This is a genomic window from Brevibacterium sp. FAM 27836 (assembly GCF_051351055.1).
Taxonomy (GTDB): domain Bacteria; phylum Actinomycetota; class Actinomycetes; order Actinomycetales; family Brevibacteriaceae; genus Brevibacterium.
Map to the genome: position 1 here is coordinate 438222 of NZ_CP195711.1, position 25259 is coordinate 463480.

Annotated in this window: 22 protein-coding genes; 13 read left to right on the forward strand and 9 right to left on the reverse strand. The window is 64.8% G+C overall.

Annotated elements, in window-relative coordinates; all coding sequences use genetic code 11:
* Nucleotides 1-38 precede the first annotated feature (38 nt).
* The 3 genes from ACSE4D_RS02080 to ACSE4D_RS02090 all read right to left on the reverse strand — a co-directional run bounded on the left by ACSE4D_RS02080 (nucleotide 39) and on the right by ACSE4D_RS02090 (nucleotide 3439).
* Complete coding sequence (locus ACSE4D_RS02080) at nucleotides 39-1895, reverse strand: acyl-CoA dehydrogenase (RefSeq protein ID WP_436326597.1); 1857 nt, start codon at nucleotides 1893-1895, stop codon at nucleotides 39-41.
* A 108-nt stretch (nucleotides 1896-2003) separates the two neighbouring features.
* On the reverse strand, nucleotides 2004-2762 hold the full coding sequence (locus tag ACSE4D_RS02085) for an SDR family NAD(P)-dependent oxidoreductase (RefSeq protein WP_436326598.1): 759 nt from the start codon (nucleotides 2760-2762) through the stop codon (nucleotides 2004-2006).
* Between the two features lie 68 nt (nucleotides 2763-2830).
* Nucleotides 2831-3439, reverse strand: coding sequence for an acetamidase/formamidase family protein (locus ACSE4D_RS02090; protein ID WP_436326599.1), 609 nt, complete (start codon nucleotides 3437-3439; stop codon nucleotides 2831-2833).
* Between the two features lie 204 nt (nucleotides 3440-3643).
* Here ACSE4D_RS02090 and ACSE4D_RS02095 point away from each other — a divergent pair, with 204 nt between their 5' ends.
* From ACSE4D_RS02095 to rraA, 4 genes are all read left to right on the forward strand, one after another.
* A complete protein-coding gene (locus ACSE4D_RS02095; RefSeq protein ID WP_436326600.1) occupies nucleotides 3644-4987 on the forward strand; it encodes a dicarboxylate/amino acid:cation symporter in 1344 nt (447 codons plus the stop codon).
* A gap of 231 nt (nucleotides 4988-5218) precedes the next feature.
* A complete protein-coding gene (locus ACSE4D_RS02100) occupies nucleotides 5219-5695 on the forward strand; it encodes a hypothetical protein (protein ID WP_436326601.1) in 477 nt (158 codons plus the stop codon).
* Nucleotides 5696-5731: 36 nt separating this feature from the next.
* Complete coding sequence (locus ACSE4D_RS02105) at nucleotides 5732-6754, forward strand: D-cysteine desulfhydrase (RefSeq protein ID WP_436326602.1); 1023 nt, start codon at nucleotides 5732-5734, stop codon at nucleotides 6752-6754.
* A gap of 45 nt (nucleotides 6755-6799) precedes the next feature.
* Nucleotides 6800-7267, forward strand: a complete 468-nt coding sequence (rraA, locus tag ACSE4D_RS02110) for a ribonuclease E activity regulator RraA (RefSeq protein WP_135538018.1) — start codon at nucleotides 6800-6802, stop codon at nucleotides 7265-7267.
* A gap of 107 nt (nucleotides 7268-7374) precedes the next feature.
* On the opposite strand, the gene ACSE4D_RS02115 is transcribed toward rraA, so the two are convergent.
* Both ACSE4D_RS02115 and ACSE4D_RS02120 read right to left on the reverse strand, forming a co-directional pair.
* The gene (locus tag ACSE4D_RS02115; RefSeq protein WP_135538016.1) at nucleotides 7375-7872 is read right to left on the reverse strand and encodes a hypothetical protein; all 498 of its coding nucleotides are present in this window, start codon (nucleotides 7870-7872) and stop codon (nucleotides 7375-7377) included.
* Nucleotides 7873-8005: 133 nt separating this feature from the next.
* Complete coding sequence (locus ACSE4D_RS02120) at nucleotides 8006-10147, reverse strand: heavy metal translocating P-type ATPase (protein WP_436326603.1); 2142 nt, start codon at nucleotides 10145-10147, stop codon at nucleotides 8006-8008.
* Between the two features lie 144 nt (nucleotides 10148-10291).
* Here ACSE4D_RS02120 and ACSE4D_RS02125 point away from each other — a divergent pair, with 144 nt between their 5' ends.
* From ACSE4D_RS02125 to ACSE4D_RS02145, 5 genes are all read left to right on the forward strand, one after another.
* The gene (locus ACSE4D_RS02125) at nucleotides 10292-11353 is read left to right on the forward strand and encodes a 2,3-butanediol dehydrogenase (RefSeq protein WP_436327116.1); all 1062 of its coding nucleotides are present in this window, start codon (nucleotides 10292-10294) and stop codon (nucleotides 11351-11353) included.
* A gap of 355 nt (nucleotides 11354-11708) precedes the next feature.
* Nucleotides 11709-12596 carry a polysaccharide deacetylase family protein gene (locus ACSE4D_RS02130; protein ID WP_135538012.1) on the forward strand — a complete coding sequence of 296 codons (888 nt, stop codon included), beginning with the start codon at nucleotides 11709-11711 and terminating at the stop codon, nucleotides 12594-12596.
* Between the two features lie 63 nt (nucleotides 12597-12659).
* Nucleotides 12660-13439 carry an SDR family NAD(P)-dependent oxidoreductase gene (locus tag ACSE4D_RS02135; protein ID WP_436326604.1) on the forward strand — a complete coding sequence of 260 codons (780 nt, stop codon included), beginning with the start codon at nucleotides 12660-12662 and terminating at the stop codon, nucleotides 13437-13439.
* Nucleotides 13440-13477: 38 nt separating this feature from the next.
* A complete protein-coding gene (locus ACSE4D_RS02140; protein WP_425120004.1) occupies nucleotides 13478-14230 on the forward strand; it encodes an SDR family NAD(P)-dependent oxidoreductase in 753 nt (250 codons plus the stop codon).
* Between the two features lie 29 nt (nucleotides 14231-14259).
* A complete protein-coding gene (locus ACSE4D_RS02145) occupies nucleotides 14260-14499 on the forward strand; it encodes a hypothetical protein (protein WP_135538006.1) in 240 nt (79 codons plus the stop codon).
* A gap of 101 nt (nucleotides 14500-14600) precedes the next feature.
* Here the strand turns inward: ACSE4D_RS02145 and ACSE4D_RS02150 are convergent, their stop codons facing one another.
* Together ACSE4D_RS02150 and ACSE4D_RS02155 are read right to left on the reverse strand one after the other, a co-directional pair.
* A complete protein-coding gene (locus tag ACSE4D_RS02150; protein WP_436326605.1) occupies nucleotides 14601-15641 on the reverse strand; it encodes a LacI family DNA-binding transcriptional regulator in 1041 nt (346 codons plus the stop codon).
* Nucleotides 15642-15752: 111 nt separating this feature from the next.
* Complete coding sequence (locus ACSE4D_RS02155) at nucleotides 15753-17093, reverse strand: amidase (RefSeq protein WP_436326606.1); 1341 nt, start codon at nucleotides 17091-17093, stop codon at nucleotides 15753-15755.
* A gap of 388 nt (nucleotides 17094-17481) precedes the next feature.
* On the opposite strand from ACSE4D_RS02155, the gene ACSE4D_RS02160 reads away from it, so the two are divergent.
* The 4 genes from ACSE4D_RS02160 to ACSE4D_RS02175 are packed head-to-tail and all read left to right on the forward strand — an operon-like array spanning nucleotide 17482 to nucleotide 22200.
* Nucleotides 17482-18942 (forward strand): GntP family permease, encoded by a 1461-nt coding sequence (locus ACSE4D_RS02160; protein ID WP_436326607.1) that lies wholly within the window; start codon nucleotides 17482-17484, stop codon nucleotides 18940-18942.
* Nucleotides 18939-20372, forward strand: coding sequence for a four-carbon acid sugar kinase family protein (locus ACSE4D_RS02165; protein ID WP_436326608.1), 1434 nt, complete (start codon nucleotides 18939-18941; stop codon nucleotides 20370-20372). The genes ACSE4D_RS02160 and ACSE4D_RS02165 overlap by 4 nt, the downstream gene beginning before the upstream one ends.
* 45 nt (nucleotides 20373-20417) lie before the next feature.
* The gene (pdxA, locus tag ACSE4D_RS02170) at nucleotides 20418-21464 is read left to right on the forward strand and encodes a 4-hydroxythreonine-4-phosphate dehydrogenase PdxA (RefSeq protein ID WP_135537998.1); all 1047 of its coding nucleotides are present in this window, start codon (nucleotides 20418-20420) and stop codon (nucleotides 21462-21464) included.
* Nucleotides 21465-21474: 10 nt separating this feature from the next.
* A complete protein-coding gene (locus tag ACSE4D_RS02175; protein ID WP_436326609.1) occupies nucleotides 21475-22200 on the forward strand; it encodes a DeoR/GlpR family DNA-binding transcription regulator in 726 nt (241 codons plus the stop codon).
* A 93-nt stretch (nucleotides 22201-22293) separates the two neighbouring features.
* Here ACSE4D_RS02175 and ACSE4D_RS02180 read toward each other — a convergent pair whose 3' ends face one another.
* Both ACSE4D_RS02180 and ACSE4D_RS02185 read right to left on the reverse strand, forming a co-directional pair.
* A complete protein-coding gene (locus ACSE4D_RS02180) occupies nucleotides 22294-23538 on the reverse strand; it encodes an MFS transporter (RefSeq protein WP_436326610.1) in 1245 nt (414 codons plus the stop codon).
* Nucleotides 23539-23548: 10 nt separating this feature from the next.
* Nucleotides 23549-25162: a BCCT family transporter gene (locus ACSE4D_RS02185; protein ID WP_436326611.1), complete on the reverse strand. Its 1614-nt coding sequence runs from the start codon at nucleotides 25160-25162 to the stop codon at nucleotides 23549-23551.
* Between the last annotated feature and the right edge of the window lie 97 nt (nucleotides 25163-25259).

The window sequence follows — 25259 nt, forward strand, 5'->3', positions numbered from 1 at the left end:
CAGACGAACCCGACAGTCACACGGCTCTCAGCCCAGCCTCACAACCAGGAGTCGTCGAGATCGGCGAACGTCGTCGACCGGCTCTCAACGAGGTCGAACCACGGGCCGGTCAGCGGCAGCTCATGAGTGAAGAAGTACCGCGCGGTTGCGATCTTGCCCCGCAGGAAAGATGAGTCTCCGCGGTCCTGGGCGGTCGCCTCAGCGGCCATACCCTGCTGCAGCCACAGCCACGCCATGACGGTGTGGCCGACCGCTTCGAGATAGGTCCACGCGTTCTCCAGCGCCGAGACCGGATCCCCATCGGACCACACCGCGGCGGTCACGGTTTCGATCCGGTCGGCCGCCGAACTCAGCGCCGCGGCTTCGTCGTTCCAGGCAGAGGTGTCGGCCGCCTCGGCGATGGTCGTACGCATCTGCTCGAGCAGGACCCGCAGTCCCTCTCCCCCGGACATCACGACCTTGCGGCCGAGCAGATCCTTGGCTTGGATGCCGTGCGTGCCTTCGTGGATCGGGTTGAGCCGATTGTCTCGGTAGAGCTGCTCGACATCGTGGTCGCGGGTGTAACCCGCTCCTCCGAGCACCTGAATGGCGTGGTCGTTGGCTTTGAGGCACCATACGCTCGGCCAGGTCTTGACGATCGGGGTGAGCACATCGAGCAGCAGAGCCGCGCGATCGCGCTCGGCCTGGGTTTCGGCCGTCTCGGAATCGTCGAGGAGACGAGCGGCGTAGAGGGTGAGTCCGAGGCCGCCTTCGACGTAGCTCTTCGAAGCCATGAGCATGCGCCGGACGTCCGCATGCGCGGTGATCGGCACCGGCGGGGAGTCGGCGCCTTTGGCGCCGTCGGGACGGCCCTGACGACGATCGCGGGCATAGCGGAGGGCGTCGAGGTAGCCGTGATAGCCCACGGCCACGGCTCCCGCACCGACTCCGATACGGGCCTCATTCATCATGTGGAACATGCAGGCCAGCCCCTTGCCCCGCTCCCCCACAAGGTAGCCGACGGCACCGGCTCTGCCGGCGGGAGTGTGGGCTCCCTCGCCGAAGTTGAGCAGAGTATTCGTCGTTCCGCGCCAGCCCATCTTGTGGTTGAGGCCCGAGAGGACGACGTCATTGCGTTCGCCGAGGCTGCCGTCGTCGTCGACGAGGTGCTTCGGCACGAGGAACAGACTGAGTCCTTTGACTCCGGGCTGGTCTCCTTCGGCGCGGGCGAGGACGAGGTGGACGATGTTCTCTGAGAGCTCATGGTCGCCGCCGGAGATCCACATCTTCGTCCCGTGCACGCGGAAGGCCCCTTCTCCTCCGTCCGGATCGGGCACGGCCTTCGTCGTGACATCGCCCAGCGAGGAGCCGACCTCGGGCTCGGACAGGCACATGGTGCCGAAGAAGCGCCCGTCGAGTTCGGGCAGGACATACTTCTCGATCTGCTCTTCGGTCCCGTATTCGAGCAGCAGGTTGGCATTTGCCATGGTCAGCATCGGATAGCTGGCGGTGGCGATATTGGCCGCTTGGAACCAGGCGAAGCAGGCCTTCGCCACGGTCTGGGGCAGCTGGATGCCGCCGACGGATTCGTCCATCGTCGCCGACAGCAGTCCGATGTCGGCGAACTGGCCGAGTGCGGCCTTGATCTCCGGGATCAGCGTCACCGTCTTGCCGTCGAAGGTCGGTTCATTGAGGTCGGATTTGCGCGCGTGCGGGGCGAACTGCTCCTTGGCCAACTCTTCGCTCGCGGAGAGCACCGAGTCGAAGACTTCACGCGAGTGGTCGGAGAAGCGCTGCCTGCTGCACAGCTGATCGACTCTCAGCCAGTCGTAGAGAAGGAAATCGATGTCGGTGGTCGAAAGGATGGACTCTGTGGTGGCCTGCACGACGCCATTGCCGGTGTTTTCATCAGTCACAGCTTCAGTTTAGGCCAAACGTTCGTTCAGTAAAGGACTGACCACGGTTGCAAGCACGAGGCCCTGCCCGGTCCGCTGTGTTCCTGGGCAGGGCCCTGAGTCGCCTCTTCAGAACTGGATTCCCCTCGTGAGAGCACCATCGATGAGGAGATTCGCGCCCGACGTTCGGCTGCTGCACGGACTGGAGAGGAAGACGACGCTGGCTGCGGTCTCTTCAGGAGTGCCCATGCGTCCGGTCGGGTTGAGTCCGAGCGCATAGTCGAAGAGTTCGGGGTCGCCGGTCTCGATGCCGGGCCATACACCGTTCGGGTGGTATGTGTTCCCCGGAGACACGGTGTTGACCCTCACTCCGGTCTCAGCCAGCTGCAGAGCCAACCCGGCCATATAGCCGATGATTGCGGTCTTCATCGTCCCGTACGGGCCCGAAGCGAAGTCGGCCTCTCGCCCGGAGACACTCGAGATGGCGATCAACGACCCGGCTTCGCTGTCCTTGAGGTGGGCGATCGTGGCTTTCGCCAAGTTCACCGTCCCCATCAGGTCGACGTTGAATGAGCGGTACCAGTTCTCTTCTGTGTCCGGTATCGCCAAGGCGCTGACATTGGCGACGACCATGTCGATTCCGCCGAATTCCGCAGCGGTGGACTCGACCCAGTTGTTCAGCGACGTGCTGTCGCTGACGTCGAGCGCCGTTCCGATGACCCTCCCCTGTGCTGCGCATTCCAGTTCCGTGTCGGCGACTTCTTGAGTGCTGCGAGCACAGAAGGCCACATTCGCGCCCTCGGCGAGAAAAGCCTCGACGATTGCCCGACCGATTCCTCGCGTTCCGCCCGTGACCATGGCGGTCTTCCCGCCGATCCTCAGATCCACTTGTCGTCCCTCTTTCCCGAACTCACCACGACGCACATCACTCGGCTCAGTGACATGCGCCCCTCCGGCTACCGGAGTTCCCGTGCACGCCGACGCAGGTCCGCGTGGATGCCGTCGAATGCCGCGGCACTCGGCAGCAGAGATTTCGCCACTTTCGTCATGACGCTGTAATTGGTGTCGACCACGTTGGCCACCGGGACCAACGCGATCTGAGTCAGCAGCTGGTAAGCATCCATACTGTCCAGACCGAAGAGCTCCGAGAGCCAGCGGATCATCTCGACCTGAGAAATCCTCCACGAATCCTCCATCGGACGCGACGAGCCCACAACCATCCAGTGCTCATCGCTCTCCAACCGCGGCCACAGCGGAGCCCCTCCTTTGATGAGGTCGACGATGATCGTCGAATTCATCGCCCCCTCCACCGCGGTGCCGCATGCCTCACCTTCGCCCTGGCGGTAGTGACCATCGCCGATGGAGAACAGCGCTCCCTCGACATTCACACCGAAGTACGCGGTGCTGCCGACCCGCATCTCCGGCGTATCCATGTTGCCGCCGAAACGCTCGGGAGTCAGCGATGAGTGCGCTTCTCCCCCAGCGGGCGCGACTCCGACCGTACCCAGCATCGGTTCGAGAGGCAGTGCAAGTTCGAAATCGCCTGCCCGGGTCTGGAAGCCCACAGTCTGTGCGGCAGTGTCGATGTCATAGATCCATACCGCTTCCGGAAGTGCGTCGTGGAGCAGCGATCACGCAGCCAATGGCCTACCGCAAGCACTCGGTCGTCCCTCCGACGGCGACATTCCAACCAGCTGATCGTGAATGCCCACTATGATCTCTCCTGGCGGTCTCTCCTGCCGCCACGCACTATGTGAAAGGCAGGCTCTATGCCCTCCCTCGTCGATTCGAGCCCGACGGGCTCCAGCCATCAGCCGCAGAAGTCGGGGCTCCTTCGGGTCCTGCGCAACTATCGCTTCCCGCTGTTCATCCTCGCCGGGGTCGTCATCGGTGCGATCATCGGACTCGTCTTCGGAGAGCGCGCCACCGTCATCAAACCCTTCGGCACTCTGTTCATCAATATGATGTTCACCCTTGTCGTGCCTCTGGTGTTCTTCTCCATCGCCTCAGCGGTAGCGGGAATGTCCTCTGCCAAGCGACTGGGAAAGATCCTCGGCGGCATGCTCGGAGTCTTCGCGGTCACCGGCATCATCGCCTCGGTCGTCATGATCGCAGCCCTGTGGATGACGAAGGCCACCGAGGGGGTCCAGGTCGAGATGACTCAGCCCGACGACGTCGAGGACGTCGGATCGATCGGCGATCAGCTCGTATCCACCTTCGTCGTCGACGACTTCTCGAAGATCCTCTCCGCCGAGCACATGCTCGCACTCATCGTCTTCGCCGTCATCGTCGGCATCGCCACGTCGAAGATCGGTGAGGCGGGCAGGCCGTGCGCTCAGTTCCTCAACTCCGGCTCCGAGGTGTTCCTCAAGTTCACCTCGATCATCATGTACTACGCACCGATCGGCTTGGGCGCCTACTTCGCGGCCCTCATCGGCGAGCTCGGGGCGCAGCTGGTCGGCGACTATGTGCGCGCCTTCCTCGTCTACTACCCGGTGGCGATCGTCTACTTCATCCTCGCGTTCACTCTCTATGCCTTCTTCGCAGGCGGCCGTCGCGGAGTCACCCGTTTCTGGGGCAACATCATCGAACCGACGGCGATCTCCTTGGGCACGTCCTCCTCGGTGGCGGCGATTCCGGCGAACCTGCGAGCCGGCGAGCGCATCGGCGTGCCCCGCGATGTCAGGGAGACGATCATTCCGATCGGAGCGACGATCCACATGGAAGGTTCGAGCCTGTCCGCGATCCTCAAGATCTCCTTCCTCTTCGCCGTCTTCGGCCGCGACTTCTTCACCCCGGGCAACATCCTCATCGGCGTCGCTGTGGCGCTGCTGGCCGGGATGGTCATGGCCGGAATCCCCTCCGGCGGGTTCATCGGCGAGCTGATGATCATCACCCTCTACGGCTTCCCGGCAGCAGCGCTGCCGATCATCCAGATCATCGGCACAGTCATCGACCCGCCGGCGACCACCGTGAACTCTGTCGGCGATCAGGCCAGCTCCATGATGGTCGCTCGCATCCTCGATGGGAAGGACTGGATGGACCAGGAGGAGGACGCACGAGCCACCTCCGCCGAAGCGCGGGCCGACACGACGTCCGCCGACCAGACGTGATCACGATTTGATTCCGTCAGGTCACTTGTTTTCGTCATACTTCTGCGGCTTCATCGTCGGTGACTCAGAGCACTGGTCGAATATCTCGGAGATGCCGCATGATCGCAATGAAACATTCGCAATCGGACTTCGGCTTCCAAGCCTTTGCTCAGGCTCCGGGCGGTGCTTCTCACTTGGGCGGACGATACTCAGCTCCAGCAATGACCACGATCTGCAGGAGGATTCGCCACCATGTTCATCACCGCCGCTCACCGTGTGTCCGCCGCAGCGGCCGCCGTCGTCCTCGGCAGCGGTCTGCTCTCGGCCGGTCCGGCCATTGCCGGAGAGCCGTCCGGCGCGCAGACGACCGCATCGACATCGACTGAGTCGGAGGCGCCTGAAGTGAGACGAACGGCAGCCGACACACACAGCGTCGGTCACCCGAACACCGCCGCGGACTATGCGGACGGCCTCATCCGCGCGTGGGTCTCAGGCACGACCGGCGACCTGGAGAAACGAGCACGGCCAAAAGTCGTCAGAGCTCTCACTGCGCAGGGGGATGCTCATGTGAAGCAGTGGAAGCGCGTGGCCGCCGACGCCGACGAGACGACGGCCACCGCCGTCTATGCCAACCGGACGACCGGCCGTCTGCTCACTCTCGAAGTCGACAGGCATGCCGCTGCGAAGAACGCGGATCGCGCCGTGCTCACAGCGCGCTTCACGAGGTGAGAACTGAGTCCGGACCTGCGGGTACACTCGGAGACCATGGTCACTCTTGAGGCTTTTCCACGTCGCCGCTACAGTTCCGGACCGACTCCGCTCGAACATCTGCCGCAGCTGAGCGCGCACCTGGGCGGGCCGCAGATCTGGGTCAAGAGGGATGATCAGCTGGGACTGGCCCAAGGCGGAAACAAGACGCGCAAGCTCGAGTTCCTCATCGCCGATGCCCTGGCGCAGGGAGCCGACACCTTGGTCACCGTCGGCGGCGTCCAGTCCAATCACTGCCGCCTGACTCTCGCCGCGGCCCGTCGTGAAGGGCTCGACTGTCACCTCATCGTCGAAGAGGATCTCGGCCCCGAAGGGACCGGCCTCGGTCCGGCAGGGTCGAATCCGCCGGAGTTCACGGGCAACTTCCTGCTCTTCGATCTCCTCGGTGCCGATTCGGTCACGGTACTCGGCAACGGCGCCGACCTCCTCGGTGAGGCCGAGTCCCTGGCGGAGTCCCTGCGGTCAGAAGGCAAGAATCCTTATGTCATCCCTGCCGGCGGTTCGAACCCGATCGGTACCCTCGGCTATGTCGACTGCGCGCAGGAGATGCTCAATCAGTTCGCCTCGGCGCGGCTCGAATCCACGACGATCATCACACCCAGCGGTTCGGCCGGCATGCAGGCAGGCCTCATCGTCGGTCTCCAGGCGGCCGGCAGCAGTACCGCCGTGGTCGGGATCAATGTCAGCCGCGCACGCGAAGACCAGGAGACGAAGATCAACGGTCTCGTCGGATCCACCGCCGAGCTTCTGGGCCTGTCCCCGGCCGCCCGGAAGCACACGGTGGGACTCGGCGACTATTACGGTATCGGATACGCCCTGCCGACTGCAGGAATGGTCGAGGCCGTGCGACTCTTCGCCCGCACCGAGGGGATCCTCCTCGACCCCGTGTATACCGGCAAGGCGGCTGCCGGTCTCATCGGCCTCGTCCGGCAGGGCAGGTTCTCCGCAGAGGAGAATGTCGTCTTCATCCACTCCGGTGGGGTGCCCGGACTCTATGCTCGGGCTCAGGCATTCGCCTGATCACCACGCATACACTCGCTCACACGATCAGCGGAAGGCGCAATCATGACAGTATCGACAGCAGACCTCTGGGACGAGCGCGGCGATGAGCTGTACTCCGTCGCACTGAATTTCGGAGATTTCGGGGCCAAGATCTCATTCTCCGGACCCGCCCGCACCATCCGGTGCTTCCAGGACAACGCCTTGGTCAAGCAGACTCTCAACCAACCCGGTGACGGCGCCGTCCTCGTCATCGACGGCGACGGTTCGATCGCCACCGCCCTGATGGGCGACATGATCGCCGAGGCGGGGGTCAGCAACGGGTGGTCCGGAGTGGTCATCAACGGAGCCGTCCGCGACCGTGAAGCTCTGGCCGAGATGGAATTCGGCATCAAGGCGCTGGCCAGCAATCCGCGCAAAAGCGCGAAGGACGGAGTCGGAGAGATCGACGTGCCCGTCGTGATCGGCGGGGCGACGATCCGTCCCGGAGCGATGGTCTTCGCCGATGCCGATGGGGTCGCTGTCGAGAAATAGGTCGAGGCCCCCTCGAGAAATGGAACCGACAGAGGCCGACGCAGAGGTTCTGCGTCGGCCTCTGTCGTTGTCCTGTTGTCCCCGGAGTCGGGCCTGAGGGGGCGGCCTCAGCGGTGGAGGGTGTCGAAACTCTGTTCTGCAGCGTCCCAGACATCGGCGACGACGATGCTTCCATCGCTCGTGAGCTTCTTGACCGTGTCTCGGTCGTAGAGATACGACCACTCCCCGGCCGACACGTCACCGGTGACCATGAGGATGTCGTAGTCGAAGGCGGCCTGCGAGGCCGCTTGGACGATGAGTGCGGTCGCTTCCATGTCCGCTGCCCGCTGCTGGTCCGACGTGAAATCGACGTGGAGGCGGTCGGCTTCGTTCTGCGCATCGAAGTCCGGGTTCGTCTCCGATTCAAGATGCACCTCGACCCCATCCAGCGATTCCGCCACATAGTCGGACAGGTCTTCGAGCGAGTCGAAGCCCTGTGTCACAACCGACATGGTCTGCGTCGGAGTCGAGTCCGCCGCGGGCTCTTCGTCGCTGGAGCCGCAAGCGCTCAGAGGCAGCACCAAGGCAATCGAAGCTGTGCAGATGAGACGGGCAACTGACTTCATGGGCACCAGCCTATCGGTGCAGCCCCTGCCCGAGTGCGGCACCCCCAAAGCCGAACGCCTCCGCGAGGAAGCCGGCTGGCTTTCGATTGAGCCCGATTCCTCCGGGTGCCTCTCCCCCACGCGCGGATCAGCGTCACGAGGACACGTGCTCGACCGCGGATTCGGGACGCAGGTCGAGCCGGCGTAGAAGCTGAGCGTTGAGCGCCACGACGATCGTCGAAATCGACATGAGGATGGCACCGACGCTCATCGGCAGGACGAAGCCGATCGGCGCCAGGATGCCTGCTGCCAGCGGAACCGACAGCAGGTTGTAACCGGCCGCCCACCACAGGTTCTGCTTCATCTTGCGGTAGGTCGCCCGGGAGAGTTCAACGATCGAGAGCACGGAGCGCGGGTCGTCGGACGCGAGGATGACTCCAGCCGAGCCGATCGCCACATCGGTGCCGGCGCCGATGGCGATGCCGACGTCGGCCTGCGCCAGTGCAGGCGCATCATTGACCCCGTCGCCGACCATCGCCACCTGCCGACCCTCGTCCTGCAACTCAACAACCTTGGCAGCCTTGTCTGCGGGATGGACGCCGGCGTAGACGCGATCGATGCCGAGATCGGCAGCCACGGACTTCGCGACCGCCTCGGCGTCACCGGTGATCATCACGACCTGAGCACCGATGGCGTGGAGGGCCACAACAGCGTCGCGTGACTCCGGACGAATCTCATCGGCCAGCCGCAGCGCGCCGATGACCGCGCCGTCGACCAGCACGTGAAGGATGATGGCGCCTTCGGACCGCCACTGGTCGGCGATCTGCGCCTCTGCAGCATCGTGTTCGGCCAGCAGCCTCGGCCCGCCGACCTCGACGGTCCGACCATCGACGACAGCCCTGACACCGACTGCGGGAGACGAAGAGAATTCGGCTGCGGACGGAACGTCGAGGCCCTGTTCGTCCGCGGCCCGGACGAGAGCCCGGGCCAGCGGGTGCTCACTGTCGGCCTCTGCCGCGGCAGCCAGACGGAGCACTTCGGCTTCTGTTCGCGCCGAATGAGCGCCCGGCACCACCTCGACGCCGGTGACCGTCGGTTCACCCTTCGTCAGGGTTCCGGTCTTGTCGAACAGGACGGAGTCGACGGTGCGCATCGTTTCCAGCGCCAGCCGGTCCTTGACCAGCACCCCGGCACGAGCAGCCCGCTCGGTGGCGATGGACACGACCAGCGGGATCGCCAGGCCGAGGGCATGCGGGCAGGCGATGACGAGGACGGTGATCGTCCGGACGACCGCGGAGTCCGGCATGCCGATGAGCGACCAGACGACGGCCGTGACCACGGCCGATCCGAGAGCGAACCAGAACAGCCAGGCCGAGGCCCTGTCGGCGATGCGCTGGGCTCGGGACGAGGAATTCTGGGCATCGGCGACGAGTTTGCGGATTCCGGCGAGCGCGGTGTCCTCTCCGATCGCCGTGATCTCGAGCCGCAGCCCCGAGTCCGTGGCCACGGTCCCGGCGACGACGGCATCGCCTTCGCCACGGCGCACAGTCGCCGACTCTCCGGTGACCATGGATTCGTCCATGCTCGCCGACCCTTCGAGGATGCGACCATCCGCCGGCACCGACGACCCCGGACGGACGAGGACGACGTCACCGACCACAAGGTCATCGGGCGACACCACCACCGCCTCGCCGTCTTCGATCTTCTCCGCCTCATCCGGCAGCAGCGCCGCCAGACTGTCCAGCGCCGAGGTGGTCTGCGCAAGCGATCGCATCTCCATCCAGTGCCCGGCAAGCATGATCACGATGAGCAGCGCCAGCTCCCACCAGAAGTCGAGCTGCGGGTCGAGGAGACCGAGGGACGATCCCCATGATGAGACGAAGGCGACCGTGATCGCCAAGGCGATGAGCAGCATCATCCCCGGGCTGCGTCCCTTGATCTCGGAGACGCCTCCGGTCAGGAAGGGCTTGCCGCCCCAGACGTACATGACCGTGCCGAGGATCGGCGCGAGCCACGACAACGCTCCGACCAACCCGGCATCGGGGACTTCGTAGCCGACCAGATGGCCGAACATCGGGCTGAATGCGACGACGGGAACGGCGATGACGAGCATGATCCAGAACAGTCGTCGGAATTGCGCGACATGATCATCGTGGCCGGCATGATCCGCGTGGCCGGCATGTTCTGCGTGGCCGGCATGATCCGCGTGGCCGGATCCATCTGCGGCACCCCCATGTCCGCCGAAACCGCCGTGTTCCTCGTGATCCGAATGCCGATGAGTGCGATGCTTGTCCATGCCCTCAACATATACCCCCATAGGGTATTGTTCAACGGTGATTCACCCCACCACGCAATCTCGTGCAACCCTGGCTCTCCGGCGGCTTCCGGGCCTATCGTTCGAAGACACCCACTGCCGCGGCACCACTCGAAGGGAAACATGATGAGAGCAGCACGGTTCTACGACCGCAAAGACATCCGCATCGAAGACATTCCGGAACCGGATCTCCTGCCGGGCACCGTCGCCATCGACGTCGCCTGGTGCGGAATCTGCGGAACGGACCTCCACGAATACCTCGAAGGTCCGATCTTCGTCCCACCGGCAGGCCACCCTCACCCGATCTCCGGAGAATCTGCACCGGTGACGATGGGGCATGAGTTCTCCGGGACGATCACCGACCTCGGCGAGGGCATCACCGACCTCAAGGTCGGACAGACGGTGGTTGTCGAGCCCTACATCATCGCCGACGACGTCGACACGAGCATCGGTGAGAGCTACCAGCTGTCCAAGGACATGAACTTCATCGGCCTCGGCGGGCGCGGAGGCGGCCTTGCCGAGAAGATCGTCGTGCAGCGTCGCTGGGTGCATCCGATCGGAGACATCCCCCTCGACCAGGCGGCGCTCATCGAACCGCTCTCCGTCGCCCACCATGCCTATGTCCGCTCTGAAGCGCAGTCCGGTCAGGTCGCCATCGTCGGTGGCGCGGGGCCCATCGGTCTGCTCACGGCTGCGGTGCTCAAGGCCGAAGGCCTGACCGTCTACATCTCCGAGCTCTCCGAAGCCAGGAAGAAGATGGCCTTGACCACCGGCGTCGCCGACGAGGTCTTCGATCCTCGCGACGGTGACGTCGCGGAGGCCGTCCGGGAACGCACCGACGGCAGGGGCGCCGACGTCGGCTTCGAGTGCTCTTCGGTGCCTGTGGTTCTCGACATGCTCCTCGACGCAGTCCGACCGGGCGGGGTCATCGTCAATGTCTCAATCTGGGGCCACAAACCAGAAGTGGACATGCCGAAGCTCGTCCTCAAAGAGATCGACCTGCGCGGAACGATCGGCTACTCCGGCGATCACCCGTCGACGATCGAGTTGGCGGGCAGCGGCAAGATCGATCTCTCGGCATTCATCACCGCTCGCATCGGCCTCGACGAACTCATCACCGGTGGATTCGACGAACTCATCGACAACAACGAACAGCACGTGAAGATCATCGTCGATCCGCGAGCCTGACCACCCGGGCACCAGCACGAACAGGTCCTCCCGCCGCTCTCCCCACACCGCAGCGTGTCGGAGCAGAGCGACGGGAGGACCTCCTCCTTTCGTCGGGGACGTGGATCCGCAGCCACCCTCTCGACTCCCCTCGGCCACACTCGCCCAGCCAACCGCGACCGCGCGAAGGAGTGTTGCGGGCCACATTCGTCTGCGCTACAGTCGCACTATCGGTTTTACAATCGATTGCAACAATGAATGCAGAAGATGCGAGGCTGCGGCAAAATGCACGGCGACTGAGACCGATCCTCCCGACCCCGGTTCGCTGACCATCGACCGCTGCGAAACCACATATCAATGGAGAAATGGAGTCCACATGTCAAAGAAGATCTTCGTGTCCGTAGGAATCGACGTCGACGCCGTTGGAGGCTGGCTGGGCTCATACGGCGGAGAGGACTCCCCCGGCGACATCTCCCGCGGCATGTTCGCCGGCGAGGTCGCCGTCCCCCGACTGCTCGAGCTCATCCGCCGCCGGAACATGCCGGCGACCTGGTTCTGGCCCGGTCACTCCATCGAAACCTTCCCTGAGCAGTTCGACAAGGTCGTCGAGGCCGGACACGAGATCGGCGTCCACGGGTATTCGCACGAAAACCCCCTGGCCATGACGCGCAAGCAGGAAGAGGAGATCCTCGATTACTGCACGGACCTCATCACCAAACGGTCCGGCACGAAACCCGTCGGCTACGTCGCACCATGGTGGGAGTTCTCCACGGTCACCAACGAGCTCCTCGCCGAGCGCGGATTCCTCTACGACCACTCCCTTATGCACGATGACCACACCCCCTACTACGTTCGCGTCGGCGACCAGTGGACCAAGATCGACTACGACGCCGAGTCAGCACACGAGTGGATGAAGCCCTTGGTCCGCGGCACGGAGACGGATCTCATCGAGATCCCTGCCTCCTGGTACCTCGATGACCTGCCGCCCATGATGTTCATCAAATCTTCCTTCACCTCGCACGGCTTCGTCTCACCACGCGACATCGAGGATCTGTGGCGCGACCAGTTCGACTGGGTCTACCGCGAAATGGATTACGCCGTCTTCCCCATCACCATCCATCCCGATGTCTCGGGCCGTCCGCAGAACCTCCTCATGCTCGAGCGCCTGTTCGATCACATGGCCGCGCACGAAGGCGTCGAATTCGCCTATATGAAGGACGTCGCAGCCGACTTCGCTCAGCGCTCACCTCGGAAGAAGGGCTGAAGCGGCCCCGGTCGGTGAGCGGTGCGTCTGATGAACCATTCACCCACACAAGGAGAGGAACCAATGAGTAACGATGACGGACTGGCCGGCAAGGTCGCTGTGATCAGCGGCGGTGCGAGCGGAATCGGACAGGCACTTGCTGTGGCCTACGCCCGTGCCGGAGCCCACAGCGTGGTCAACTACTTCCCCGGAGACGATCACGACGTGCAGCAGACGATCACCGCCGTCGAAGCCGAAGGCGCCAGGTGCATCGCGCTGCCCGCCGATGTGCGCAGCACCGAAGAGTGCGAAGCCATGGCACAGGCCGCCATCGACGAGTTCGGGCGACTCGACATCGCGGTGGCTGCCGCCGGAATCCTCCGCCGCAACGCCCTCGACGATATGACTGACGACTCATGGGGCGAGATGCTCGATGCCGACCTCAACGGCGTCTTACGCGTCTTCCAGGCAGCAGCGGCGAAGATGAGCAAGGGCGGAGCGATGGTCGCCACCTCTTCGATCGCCGGCGGAGTCTACGGCTGGGAAGAGCACGCACACTATGCGGCTGCCAAGTCCGGCGTCCTCGGTCTGTGCCGGTCTCTTGCCGTCGAGCTGGCACCGCGGGGCATCCGCGTGAATGCGGTCATTCCTGGGCTCATCGAGAGTCCCCAGTCACTGGACGGGGCGAATTCTCTGGGCAAGGAAGGACTCGAGGCCGCGGGCTCCATCATCCCCTGGGGCCGAGTCGGCACCACAGACGAATGCGCCCGCACCATCCGGTTCCTCACCAGCGATGACAGCGCGTATGTCACGGGCCAGGAACTCATCGTCGACGGTGGGCTGACCATTCGCTGGCCCAGCTGAGACACCGCCCTGAGACACACCATCTGGAAGAGGAACACATGACACAGGAACAGCTGAAGTCCAAGGTCGCGCTCATCACCGGAGGCGCCAGCGGAATCGGAGCCGCGATCGCCCAGCTCTTCGTCGAGCAGGGAGCCGCGGTCGCCGTCCTCGACATCAACAGCGAGGCGGCAGAAGCCTCTGCCGCGTCGCTGTCGAACAGCGGAACCGCCATCGCTGTCACCGCAGATGTCACGGACGCCGAATCGATGCAATCCGCGGTCGATCGCGTGGCGCAGCGCCTCGGCGGGCTCGACATCGTGGTCTCGGCGGCGGGGACACTCGACGAGACTCCGCTGGCCGAAATGAGCGTCGAAACGTTCGAGAGGACGATCGACATCGACCTCAAGGGAGTCTTCCTCGCCGCCCGCTTCGCACTGCCGCACCTCCAGCGCCGAGGCGGCGGCAGGATCATCAACGTCGCTTCGCAGCTGGGGATCAAGGGTGGAACCGGACTGACCCACTATGTCGCGGCAAAGGCCGGCGTCATCGGCATGACCAAAGCGATGGCCCTCGAGCTGGCTCCTGAGAACATCCTCGTCAACTCGATCGCTCCCGGCCCGATCCACACGCCTCTGGTCGACGGCCTCAGCGATGAGTGGAAGCGCGAAAAACAGGCCGAGCTGCCGATCGGTCGCTTCGGTACTGCGGAGGAAGTGGCTCCGACAGCACTCCTTCTGGCGTCCTCTCCCGGGGGCGATCTCTACACCGGGCAGACGCTGGGACCCAACAGCGGAGATGTGATGCCCTGATGTGCGGTGCCTGCAATTCGTCACGGGCAGTGTCGGAGGCCACGGCCCACATCAATGAGAAGGGCGTGAAGTATCGGCTGTTGGGGCAGCTGCGCTCTGCCTTGCCTCCCGGTCAGACACTTGTGACCATGCAGGACCGGTGGGCGCTGCGCGGCCGGAACGGCTCGCATCTCGTCTTCGACGACATCGACGAGCTGCTCGCCCATGTCCGCAGCCGATTCGGCATCGACATCAGCGGTTGGAAGCACGGCCGCGTCGAACGCACCTGACCTCCCGAGCACATCGCCCGCGCCACATGATCCGAGTTCTCTGTGCGAACCGAGCACGCCCTGCTGCCCGGTCGTTCCTTGCGACCGGGCAGCCCGTGCGTTCACGGCTGGTTCGCGAGCGGAACAGATGACTCCCTCACCACCAGCTCCACGGGCAGCTGCACCGACTCCGGATCGCCCCCGCCGATGATCCTCAGCAGTGAGGAGGCTGCCAGATGTCCCAGCTCGCGGGTGGGGCTGACGATCGTCGAGAGCGCGATCGGAGTGGCCTTGGCCAACGAGATGTCATTGAAGCCCACGACGAATACATCGCTTCCCGGAGTCAGACCGGAGCGCGAGAATTCGCCCAGAGCGCCGATCCCTGCCGTGTCGTTGACGACGAAGGCGCCGAAGGGTGCGTCGCATTCTGCGATCATCTCCCGAGCCGCCAGGATTCCGTCCTCGGCGTAGATCCCGCCGTTGAGGTGGAGCCCGTCGATCGGGGTCCGACCCTGTTCTCTGACCGTTCGGATGAATCCCTCGGACCGATTGACGAGGTTCTCGGCGTAGTCCATCGCCCTGTACACCACGAGGGGACCATCGGTGAGTTCCATGAGATGTTCGGCGGCCAGGACTCCCCCGTGGAAGTCATCGCAGGTCACTGACCGGTGCCCTTCAAGGGGACGGTTGAAGAGCAGATACGGGATACCGGCCTTCTCGACCTTGGACAGCACTTGGGACCCGACCATCGCATCACCGAAGAGGATCCCGTCGACCCCGCGCTGAATCGCGACGTCGAGTTTGGCCAGCTGAACCTCCGGATCATCCCCCGTCGAGAGCACCATGCACTGGTACCCCTGCCCCTGCAGCTCTTCCTCGATCCCCTCGTACATGAGGGCGAGGACTTCATCGCGCAGACGTGGGACGAAGACGGCGATGAGTCTGGTCGTGTTCGTCCGCAGCGACGAAGCGGTGAGATTGGGCGAATAGCCCAGCTCGTCGGCGATCTCCCAGATGCGCCTGCCCTTCTGGGTTCGGATAGAATCCCGTTCCCGGCCCAGCGTGCGCGAGACCGTTGACACGTCGGCATCGGCGGCAGCGGCGATATCCGCCATGGTGATGCGGCTGGCTCGCCTACCCTCGGAACCGCGTGGACTCTGCATCTTCCTATCGTACAAACATCGGCGCCTGTTCTCCTCGCTGCACACGTGCATTGCTCCTGCTGAGGCGACTTCCTCCACCGCCGAGGTGGTGGTTTTCGCCCCAGCGGCTGCTCAGTCCGCGCAGCGCAGGTCGCCGACGGCCTCGGCAAGAGCGAGAAGCTGACCTTCACTTCCGGATCTGGAAATCAGCTGCACGCCCACGGGCAGCGGTCGCCCCGCGCCCCATACAGGGATGTTCACGGCAGGCAGGCCGAGCACGCTGAAGGGAATGGTGTGATGCAGTGCCACTTCACGCACCGTCGATCGTCCTGCGGCGAAATCGGCGCGAGCGCCGACCGGCGGAGCCGCCACCGGCGTCGTTGCGCACAGAAGAATGTCCGCACCGCCGAAGACCCCATCGGAGTGCTCGCGCATGGTGGTCAGTTCCTCAAGGGCGTTGACATACTGCCACCCAGGGATCTCACGTGCGCTTTCGAGCCGGCCGCGGACTTCTGGTTGGAACAGCTCGGGATGGTCGGCCATGTTCTCGCTGTGCACAGCAGCGGCTTCGGCGCCTTGGACGAGACCGTAGAGCTCGATGGTTCGTGCAGTCTCAGGCAGTTCTCTCCTCGTCATCCGGTGTCCCATCTCGGCAAGCCTGGAGCGGACGGTCACGATCGCCTCGGCGACCTCGGGCTGCAGATGTGACCACTGACCACCTTCGGGTTCGGCGATCGTCAGCCGGGCAGAAGCGGCTGGAACTTCGGTCATCTCTCCGGTGAGCGCCGTCCACAGATCACTCAGCCCTTCCGCGCTTCCGGCCATCGGGCTGACCGTGTCGAGGCTCTTCGAAAGCGGGAAGACGCCTACCGAACTCAGCGAGTTCGAGGTCGGTCGCAGACCATAGACTCCGCAGAAGGCGGCCGGCGTGCGCCCGGAACCTCCGGTGTCCGTTCCCAACGCCAGATCGACAGAACCTTCGCCCAGCAGCGCCGCCGACCCTGCGCTGGATCCGCCCGCCATCCGAGTGTCATCGTGCGGATTGAGAACAGGTCCGCTGTTCGTCACATCTCCGGTGGGACCGTAGGCGAACTCGTGCGTGGTCGTCTTGACTCCGACGATCGCCCCGGATCGGCGCAGCTCGGCTACGACCTCGGCGTCCCCGGATTTCGGCTCCCCTGCACACAGATCCGAGCCGCACCGAGTGGCGATTCCGGCGACGTCGATCATGTCCTTGATGGCCACGATGCGTCCCGCCAGCGGCGAGCCTCGGCGGGCAGCCGATTCGATCACCGTCTCATCGACCCGGCTCGCGTCCACGTCGACGATCGCGTTGAGGCCGCGCGCTCGGGAATCCGGATCCCGCAGGGAATCGAGTGTCCTTCGGGATGCGGCGAGTCGGTCCGCCCAATCCGGCAGCGCACGTGCCGCTGTCTCACCTGTCGACGCTTCGTCCTCTGCGCTCTGATCCATCGGGCGGCTCCCCTCCGCAGCGGTTCTCGGCCTCCTCTTTCCGGCGGCTCGTCCTTGAGTCCTTCTATTAGACATGATGAGAACGCTATAGCGTCAGTCACATTTTTGCAATCGATTGCATTGCAAGCGTCGACACTCCGCGGTCGGACGCAGCGCCTGCCACCGGCCGCGCTTCGAAACGAAAAGCCGCCGCAGTACATTGCATAAATGTTCATGTATGCGCAATACTTGCTCATACTGCTCAACTTGGCATCCGATGATCTGGTTCGACAGGCGAACGTCGGCACCATGTCGACGCTCAGACTCTCGGACAGCGGGAACGCTGCGAGAGTCACCCCGGATCGACCCCGGCCCTGAAACGGGACCGGCCTCACCGCGGAGGACACACATGGACCTGCAACTCATCCTGGCACTCGTCGCCGGCATCGTGACGATCGTCGTCATCGTCCTGGCCACCCGACTCGATGCCTTCATCGCCCTACTCGTCGCATCGATCGTCACCGGCATCGTCGCCGGCCAGGATCTGCTCTCACTCGTCGACGCCATCACCACCGGCTTCGGCAACACCCTCGCCAGCATCGGCATCGTCATCGGCCTCGGTGTGGGAATCGGCAAGATCCTCGAGGTCTCCGGCGCCGCCGACTCCCTCGCACGAGCATTCCTCCGCGCCTTCGGCAAGGGACGGGAACCATGGGCCATGGGCACTGTGGGCTCCCTCGTGTCGATTCCGGTCTTCTGCGACTCCGGCTACGTCATCATGAACCCGCTGGCCCGGTCGATCGCCCGAGTCAAGAGGGGCGGGTACATCACCCTCGCACTGGCGCTGGGCTGCGGAATGACGCTGACGCACCATATGGTGCCGCCGACACCGGGGCCGCTGGCGGCGACGGGCATCCTCGGTGCCGATATCGGTGCCGTCATCCTCACCGGACTGATCTTCACCGTCGTCCTCCTGCCCGTCGTCGTCATCTACGCCCGCTGGATCGGTCCGAAGCTCGAACCCTTCCTCAATTCCCAGGTCAGGCACGATGTCTACGGACGCGTCGCAGCGGGATCGGCCGGGCCGCACCCGACCGGTGGCAGCGGAGTCGACACCGTCACCGGAGACGATGCCGAGACCACCCCCACCGATGAGACCGCTGCGACTTCGCGGAAGAGCCCCGGAGCCTTCCTCGGTTTCCTCCCTCTCATCGTGCCGCTGCTGCTCATCGTCGCCAACACCGTGTCGACAGCGATCGACAAGAATGCCCAGGGAGAACTCGCCGGAGATGCCTACGAGCCTTCAGCGTGGGTCGCTCCCCTGGCCTTCCTCGGCAACCCCGTCGTCGCCCTCATCATCGGGCTCGTCCTCGCCGTGTACACGCTGCTGCCCCGGGTGACACCGAAGAACGATGTGCAGAACTGGCTCGCCGAAGGCGCCGCTTCAGCCGGCCTCATCCTGCTCATCACCGGTGCCGGCGGCAGCTTCGGCATGGTGCTCACCGAATCCGGTGTCGGCGACGCCCTGGCCGAGGCGATCGCGTCGATCAGCCTGCCGGCGCTCCTCGTGCCGTTCCTCATCGCCTCGCTCGTCCGAGTGGCGCAGGGCTCGGGCACGGTCGCCATGATCACCGCCGCCTCTGTGTCCGCCCCTCTCGTCGCCCCTCTGGGACTCAGCCCCCTGGTGGCGGTGATGGCGTGCACCGCCGGTTCGATGGTCTTCTCCTACTTCAACGACTCATACTTCTGGGTCGTGACCCGCTTTTCAGGTCTCGACGGAATCAACGCCATCAAGGGCTGGTCGGGCATCACCACCGCCGTCTGGGCAGGTTCCATTCCGCTCCTCTTCGTGCTCGACCTGGTCGTATGAACCAGCAGAACGGGAACAGCGGCCCCGGCCACGCCCAGTCGGACTCCCGGATCCTCATCATCGCCGACGACCTCACCGGAGGAAACGCCTGCGGTGCGCTCTTCGCCGAGGCGGGTCTGCGCACGATGACCATCACGGGCACCGGCCGGGCCGTCTCCATCACTGCGGCTCTGGATGAGTACGATGCCATCGTCGTCAACGCCAATAGCCGGCATCTGCCGCCGGCCGAAGCGCAGGCGATCACCGAGGAGATCATCCGCGCCGCCGGTGAGGTCGACATTCTCTCGTGTCGAATCGACACGACTCTGCGCGGCAATGTCGGCGCCACCGCCGAGGCGGCCCTGCGCACACAATCGGACCTGCAGACCGCACGTCGGTCCTTCGAGTCCGAGGCGACGAGCACCGGTGGTCGGGCTGCCGATCGTGTCGTCGGCATGTGCATTCCGGCCTTCCCCTCCTCGGGACGCGTCACCGTCGGCGGCCGGCAGCTCATGCATGGTCGGCTGCTCGAAGACACGGAGCTGCGCCACGACGTCCGCTCCCCCGTGACGACCTCGCTTGTCGCCGACGTCCTCGCGACCGGAACCGACCTCGAATGCCGCACAATCGACCTGGCGACCGTGCTCTCCGGCCGGACCGCTATCCGATCCGCGCTCCTTGGCGCAATCGCTGCCGGAACCGAGGTGATCATCGTCGATGCTCTCACCACCGAGCACGTCGATCTCATCGGGGACGTCGTCGCCGAACTCACGCGCGAGATCGCGAACAGTCCGGCCGAAGCGACGGCAGGCAGCGCACGGGCGGCGGCCGGGCTGAATGCCGGCGAAGGGCTCCGGTGGGTCGCCATCGACCCGGGTCCGGGCACCCTGGCCCTGGCGCAAGCGCTCCTGCCCGACCGCACCGGCAGCATCCTCTTCGGCGTCTCAGGATCGGCCACCGAAGTCACCCGCAACCAGCTGGCCGAACTCTCCGAAGACCCTTCCATCACCGTCATGCGAGCAGTCCTCGACTCCGAGGGTCTGCCCGACGTCGAGGCCACCTGTGCCGCCGTCGGCTCCGTCACCTCGGCGCGTGCGATCATCGTCGCCACCGTCGTCGATGCCACGGACCTGCGCGAACTCAGCGACGAGCAGTCTGAGCTCATTCCGCTGCGGCTGGCCCGCATCGCCTCTGAGGTCATCGACTCGCACGCCGTTGCCGGCCTGTACACCACGGGCGGAGACGTCACCGCTGCGGTGCTGAGCGAACTCGGCGCTGTCGGGATGGAGATCGATGCGGAGATCATCCCCCTGGCCGTCGGCGGGCGCATCGCCGGTGGCTCAGCCGCGGGGCTGCCGATCGTGACGAAGGGCGGGCTCATCGGCGACTCCTCGACTGCTGCGATGTGTCTTGACCACCTGAGCACCGCATCCCGAGCCACACGTCCCTGACCATTGATAACCCGATCCGTCCACAACAACACTGAGGAGTACGACATGACCCCACCAGCACTCGCCGTCACGGTAGGCGACCCGGTCGGAATCGGACCGGAGATCACCGCCCAGGTCCTCGCCGAATTCGCCGGCCGCGACGATCAGCATGGAATCGCCGTCGCCGATCTGTCGGTGATGAAGCGCGCCGTCGAGGTGCTCGGCCTCGATGTGGAGCTGCGCGCCATCTCCGACTGGTCCACTCCATCCGCCGGAGAAGGAGTCATCGACGTCTTCGACATCGGAGTCCTCGGCGATGACCTGCCCGATTGGGGCGTCGTCGATGCCCGTGCCGGTCGGGCCGCGGTCACCGCCATCGAGCTCGCGACCGAAGCGGCGATGGCCCAGCAGATCGCCGGCATCGTCACCGGCCCCATCAACAAGGAGGCCGTGTGGGAGTCCGGGTCGAAGCACCTCGGGCACACGGAGATGCTCGGCGAGCTCACGGGAGTGACGAAGCAGGACACGATGTTCGTCGTCGAGAACACGAAGGTTCCCGACCACAAGCTGCAGATCTTCTTCGCCACCCGTCACATGTCGCTGCGCAAGGCCCTCGACGCGCTTACCGTCGACACCCAGGTCGATTCGATCGAACGCGCCCACCGGGCCCTCCAGCTCTACGGAGTCCCTTCGCCGAGGCTGGCCGTCGCCGCTCTCAACCCGCACGGTGGTGAGAACGGGGCCTTCGGGGATGAAGAGATCGAGATCCTGCGCCCCGCCGTCGAGAAGGTCAACAGCGCCGGAGCCTTCGAAGTCGCCGGACCGGTTCCTGCCGATTCCGTCTTCCACCAAGGACTGACCGGACGGTACGACGGCATCCTCTCCCAATACCACGATCAGGGCCATATCGCGTCGAAGACCTGGGACTTCGACGGGACGATCTCGGTCACCGTGGGGCTGCCGATCCTGCGCACCTCGGTCGATCACGGCACTGCCTTCGACATCGCCGGGCAGGGGCTCGCCGATGCGGGAACCATGCGCTCGGCCTACCGGGCTGCCATCGGCTACGCGCCCTTCGTCGACGGCATCCGAGCGGAGTACCTGCCGAGCTGAGGAGTGCATCATGGCGATTCGCACAGGCACGCAGAAGAGGCGCGAGGAGATCCTCGCTCTGCTCAAGACCGGCTCGTGGACGATCTCCCGTCTGGCTCGAGAACTCGACACCTCTGAGTCGACGATCCGCAGGGACCTGCGCGACATGGACGACGCCGGGGATGTCATCCGCACCATCGGCGGTGCCACCGCCGCCGGTTACGTCGAGCCACCGCTGGGCCAGCGCATGGAGCTCCAGGCCGAGGCCAAAGACGCGATCGCCGCATGGGCTCTGGCCCGGTTGAGCGATCCGAGTGTGCGCACCATCTTCCTCGACGCCGGGTCGACCACTGTGCGTCTGGCCGAGCGCATCCGCAGTCGAGGCGATCTCACCGTGGTCACCCGCGGTTTGGAGATCGCTCTGGCGCTGGCCGTGCCGATGGGCCCGAAGGTGATCATGGTCGGCGGCGAGGTCTCGACCAAGTCGCATGGAACGACGGGGGCGCTGAGCGATCATGCCCTCGGCAGGATCCACGTCGATATCGCCTTCCTCGGCGCTGATGCCGTCGATCCTGCCAAGGGGCTCGGCGAACCCACGCTCGACGAAGCTCATACCAAAGAGCTCATCGCTGAACACGCCCGCAGCGTCATCGTGCTTGCCGACAGCTCCAAGGCCGACCGCGATGTGCCGGCCTGGGCACCCATGCCCGAAGGCTGGGTCTGGATCGATGAGGACGGCCCGCGCACTGTGCCATGACGGCTGTCAGCCGAGCTCGAACTCGGTGCCGCCCAAAAGGAATGGTACGGCTGAGCTCCTCGGCGGCAGTCGAGAGGCAGCCGCACAGCCGCATCAACCTGTGAAGGACATGGTCAGCCGCCGCGAATTGAGGAAGACAGCACCAAGACCGGCGCCGATGAGCGAAGCACCGACCGTGACGACCCAGGACAGCTGCCAACTCCCGGCCGCCGCGGCGATCGAGGTGAGCACGACCGGTCCGATGAAGTTCGCCGCGTTGTAGACCTGGATCATCAGCCCCATCACCGCAGAGGCGGATCCGTCTGCCGGCGCCGCATCCACGGCGATCCGGGTGACGGTCGCCGGGATCAGCGCGGCGACTCCGGAGAACACCACGGCCGCCGCCAGCTGGATCCAGACTCCCCCGGACACAGCTGACCAGTCCGGAGCGAAGATGACCACAGTGGTGATGACCATGCTGGTCATACCCGTCATCACCATCGCGCGAGGTCTCACGCCGCGATTGAGCATCTGTCCGGCGATCACATTGCCCACACCATTCACTCCGCCGACGACGGCCGTGGCCAGGCCGACGACGAGGCCGCTGTGCCCCCCGACGATGTCCGGCAGGAATCCGATGATCGCACCCCACTGCAGCGTGTAGCAGGCGAAGATCAGGGAGATGATCCACGGCATCAGCGTCTTCAGGGTGTGTCCGATCTTCGACAGCGCCGGCCCGAGATCAACCGAATGCGTCGAATCGCCGGGCACCGTCCGCAGACTGATGGGGATCATCGCCGCGGTGAGCACCCCCATGACCATCCACCAGAACTGCCAGTTCACCCAGCCCATGCCATCGAGGAGAACTGTGGAGACGAGCACGGCGAGGAACACGGCGATGCCCTGGAACGCCGACCACCATCCCATCGCCACCGAGGCCCGGCCCTGACTCGTGTTCTGACGGATCAGTGGTGGTGCGACGAGGGTGACGAGCAGGAATCCGATGCCTTCGAAGCCGCGAGTGGTCATCAGCTGCCAGGTCTGCTGCGAGAGGGCACCGACGAGTGAGCCGAGCGAGAGCATGGACAGCCCCACGAGCATCGTCGTGCGCAGACCGATGCGTTCGGAGAGGATGGAGCCGCTCAGTCCCAAGACCATCGCTCCGACCTGGACGATCCCCAGCAAGGTCCCGGATTGGACCAGGCTCATCCCGAGATCCTGGCGGATGAAAGTCAACGCGCCGGGCAGCTTCCACACATGCATCGCCGCGACGACGCCGCATGCCACGATCGCGATCCAGGTCCGGTCGTTGCCGGGCACTGGCGAAACGGCATCGGTCCGGTGAGGAAGAGTGGGCATGGGGAACACCCTACTCGGCTCGGTTCTGCTCCTTGGCGTGGTCCTGCTCTTTGGCCATCTGCCTGACATAGATCGGCGCTGCGAGCAGCGACGGCAGCATGACGAAGGCCACCGGGACGGCCGTGATGACGATCGCCGACTGCAGGGCGTCGACCCCGCCGTCGCCGAGGCTGATGAGCACTGCGGCGGTGATGCCGATGAGCAGCGCCCAGGTCGCCCGCAGCTTCGGAGACGGCTCACCAGTCCGCATGCACGACTGCGACATGGCAAACGACATGGAATCCGTGGTCGTCGCCACGAACGTCATCGTCAGAAGGAGGAATCCGAGGCTGATGAGCAACGACAGCGGCAGGTTGTCGCTGATGGCCATCACTGCGGCGGGCAGTCCTCCGTCCGTCAACGGTCCGGAGATCGACCCGGCGGACTGCTGCTCGAGGAAGATGCCGGTTCCTCCGAGGACTGTGAACCAGAAGGTCGTCGCGATCGGAGGCAGAACAGTGGTGCTGATGAGCAGGTCCCTCACGGTGCGTCCCTTGGAGATGCGGGCGACGAAGATCGACATCAGCGGCGCATAGCCGAGGAACCAGCCGAAGAAGAACACCGTCCAGCCCGAAAGCCACTCGGTGTCGCCGCGATAGAGCGTCATGCTGAAGAAGTCGGTCATGTACAGAGCGAAACCGCCGAAGAAGCTCTTGATGACGAACCAGGCCGAGCCGAGCACAAGCACTGCGGCCATGAGACCCAGAGCCATCCAGACGTTGGCGCTGGACAGGAATCTGATTCCTCGGCTGACACCGGAGAAGACGCTGACCCCGGCAACGGCCGTGAGCACAGCGATGACGACCAGCTGCACCGGGTAGATATCGGGAATGCCGAACAGGGAGTTCAGCCCGTAGGAGACCTGCAGGCCGAGGAAGCCCACGGGACCGATCGTTCCGGCAGCCACGGAGATGATGCAGACGACGTCGACGACGGCGGCGATGGGTCCGGTGGCGGCACGCTTGCCGAGGACGGGGTAGAGCAGGCTGCGCGGGCGCAGCGGCATGCCCTTCTCTGCGGCACGCATCATCACGATCGTTCCCAGTGAGCCGAGGATCGCCCAGGCGAGGAACCCCCAGTCGATGAAGCTCGTGGCCAGTGCGGCGGCCACGGCGTCGAAACCGCTGCTGCCGCTGTCGGTGAAGTACGGCGGGGTCGTCGCGTAATGGTACATCGGTTCGGCCGCCGCCCAGAAGACTCCTCCGGCAGCGAGCAGGGTCGTCATGATCATGGCGATCCAGCTGAAGCGATTGAAATCCGGCCGTTCCTGACTGCCCAGTCTCGCCTTGGCCCAGGGGGTGAAGATGAGGACGAGAGCGATGAGGAATGTCGCCAGCAGAAGGAACTGCCAGTACATGCCGAAGATGTCCGCGCACGCAGCGAATGCGGTGCCGACCCACGATGACATCTGCTCGGGGAGGATGAGTGCGAAGACGACGAAGAGCCCGATGATGCCGACGCTGGCGCCAGCCACGGGAAAGTCGATGCGTCCGCGCGTCCTCACCTCGGGAGCCGCACCGTCCTCGACCGCGGCCGGCGGCGTCTCCTGCTCAACTGATCGCGGCTCTGCTTCGGTCCTGTCCATGTCTCTGCTGCCTTTCGGGCTCCACCGAACCGCTGTTCGAGGTGGGGCCGCACGTTGCCATCGATCGTTCTGCCGGGATTCGCAGCGGCCCAGTCTA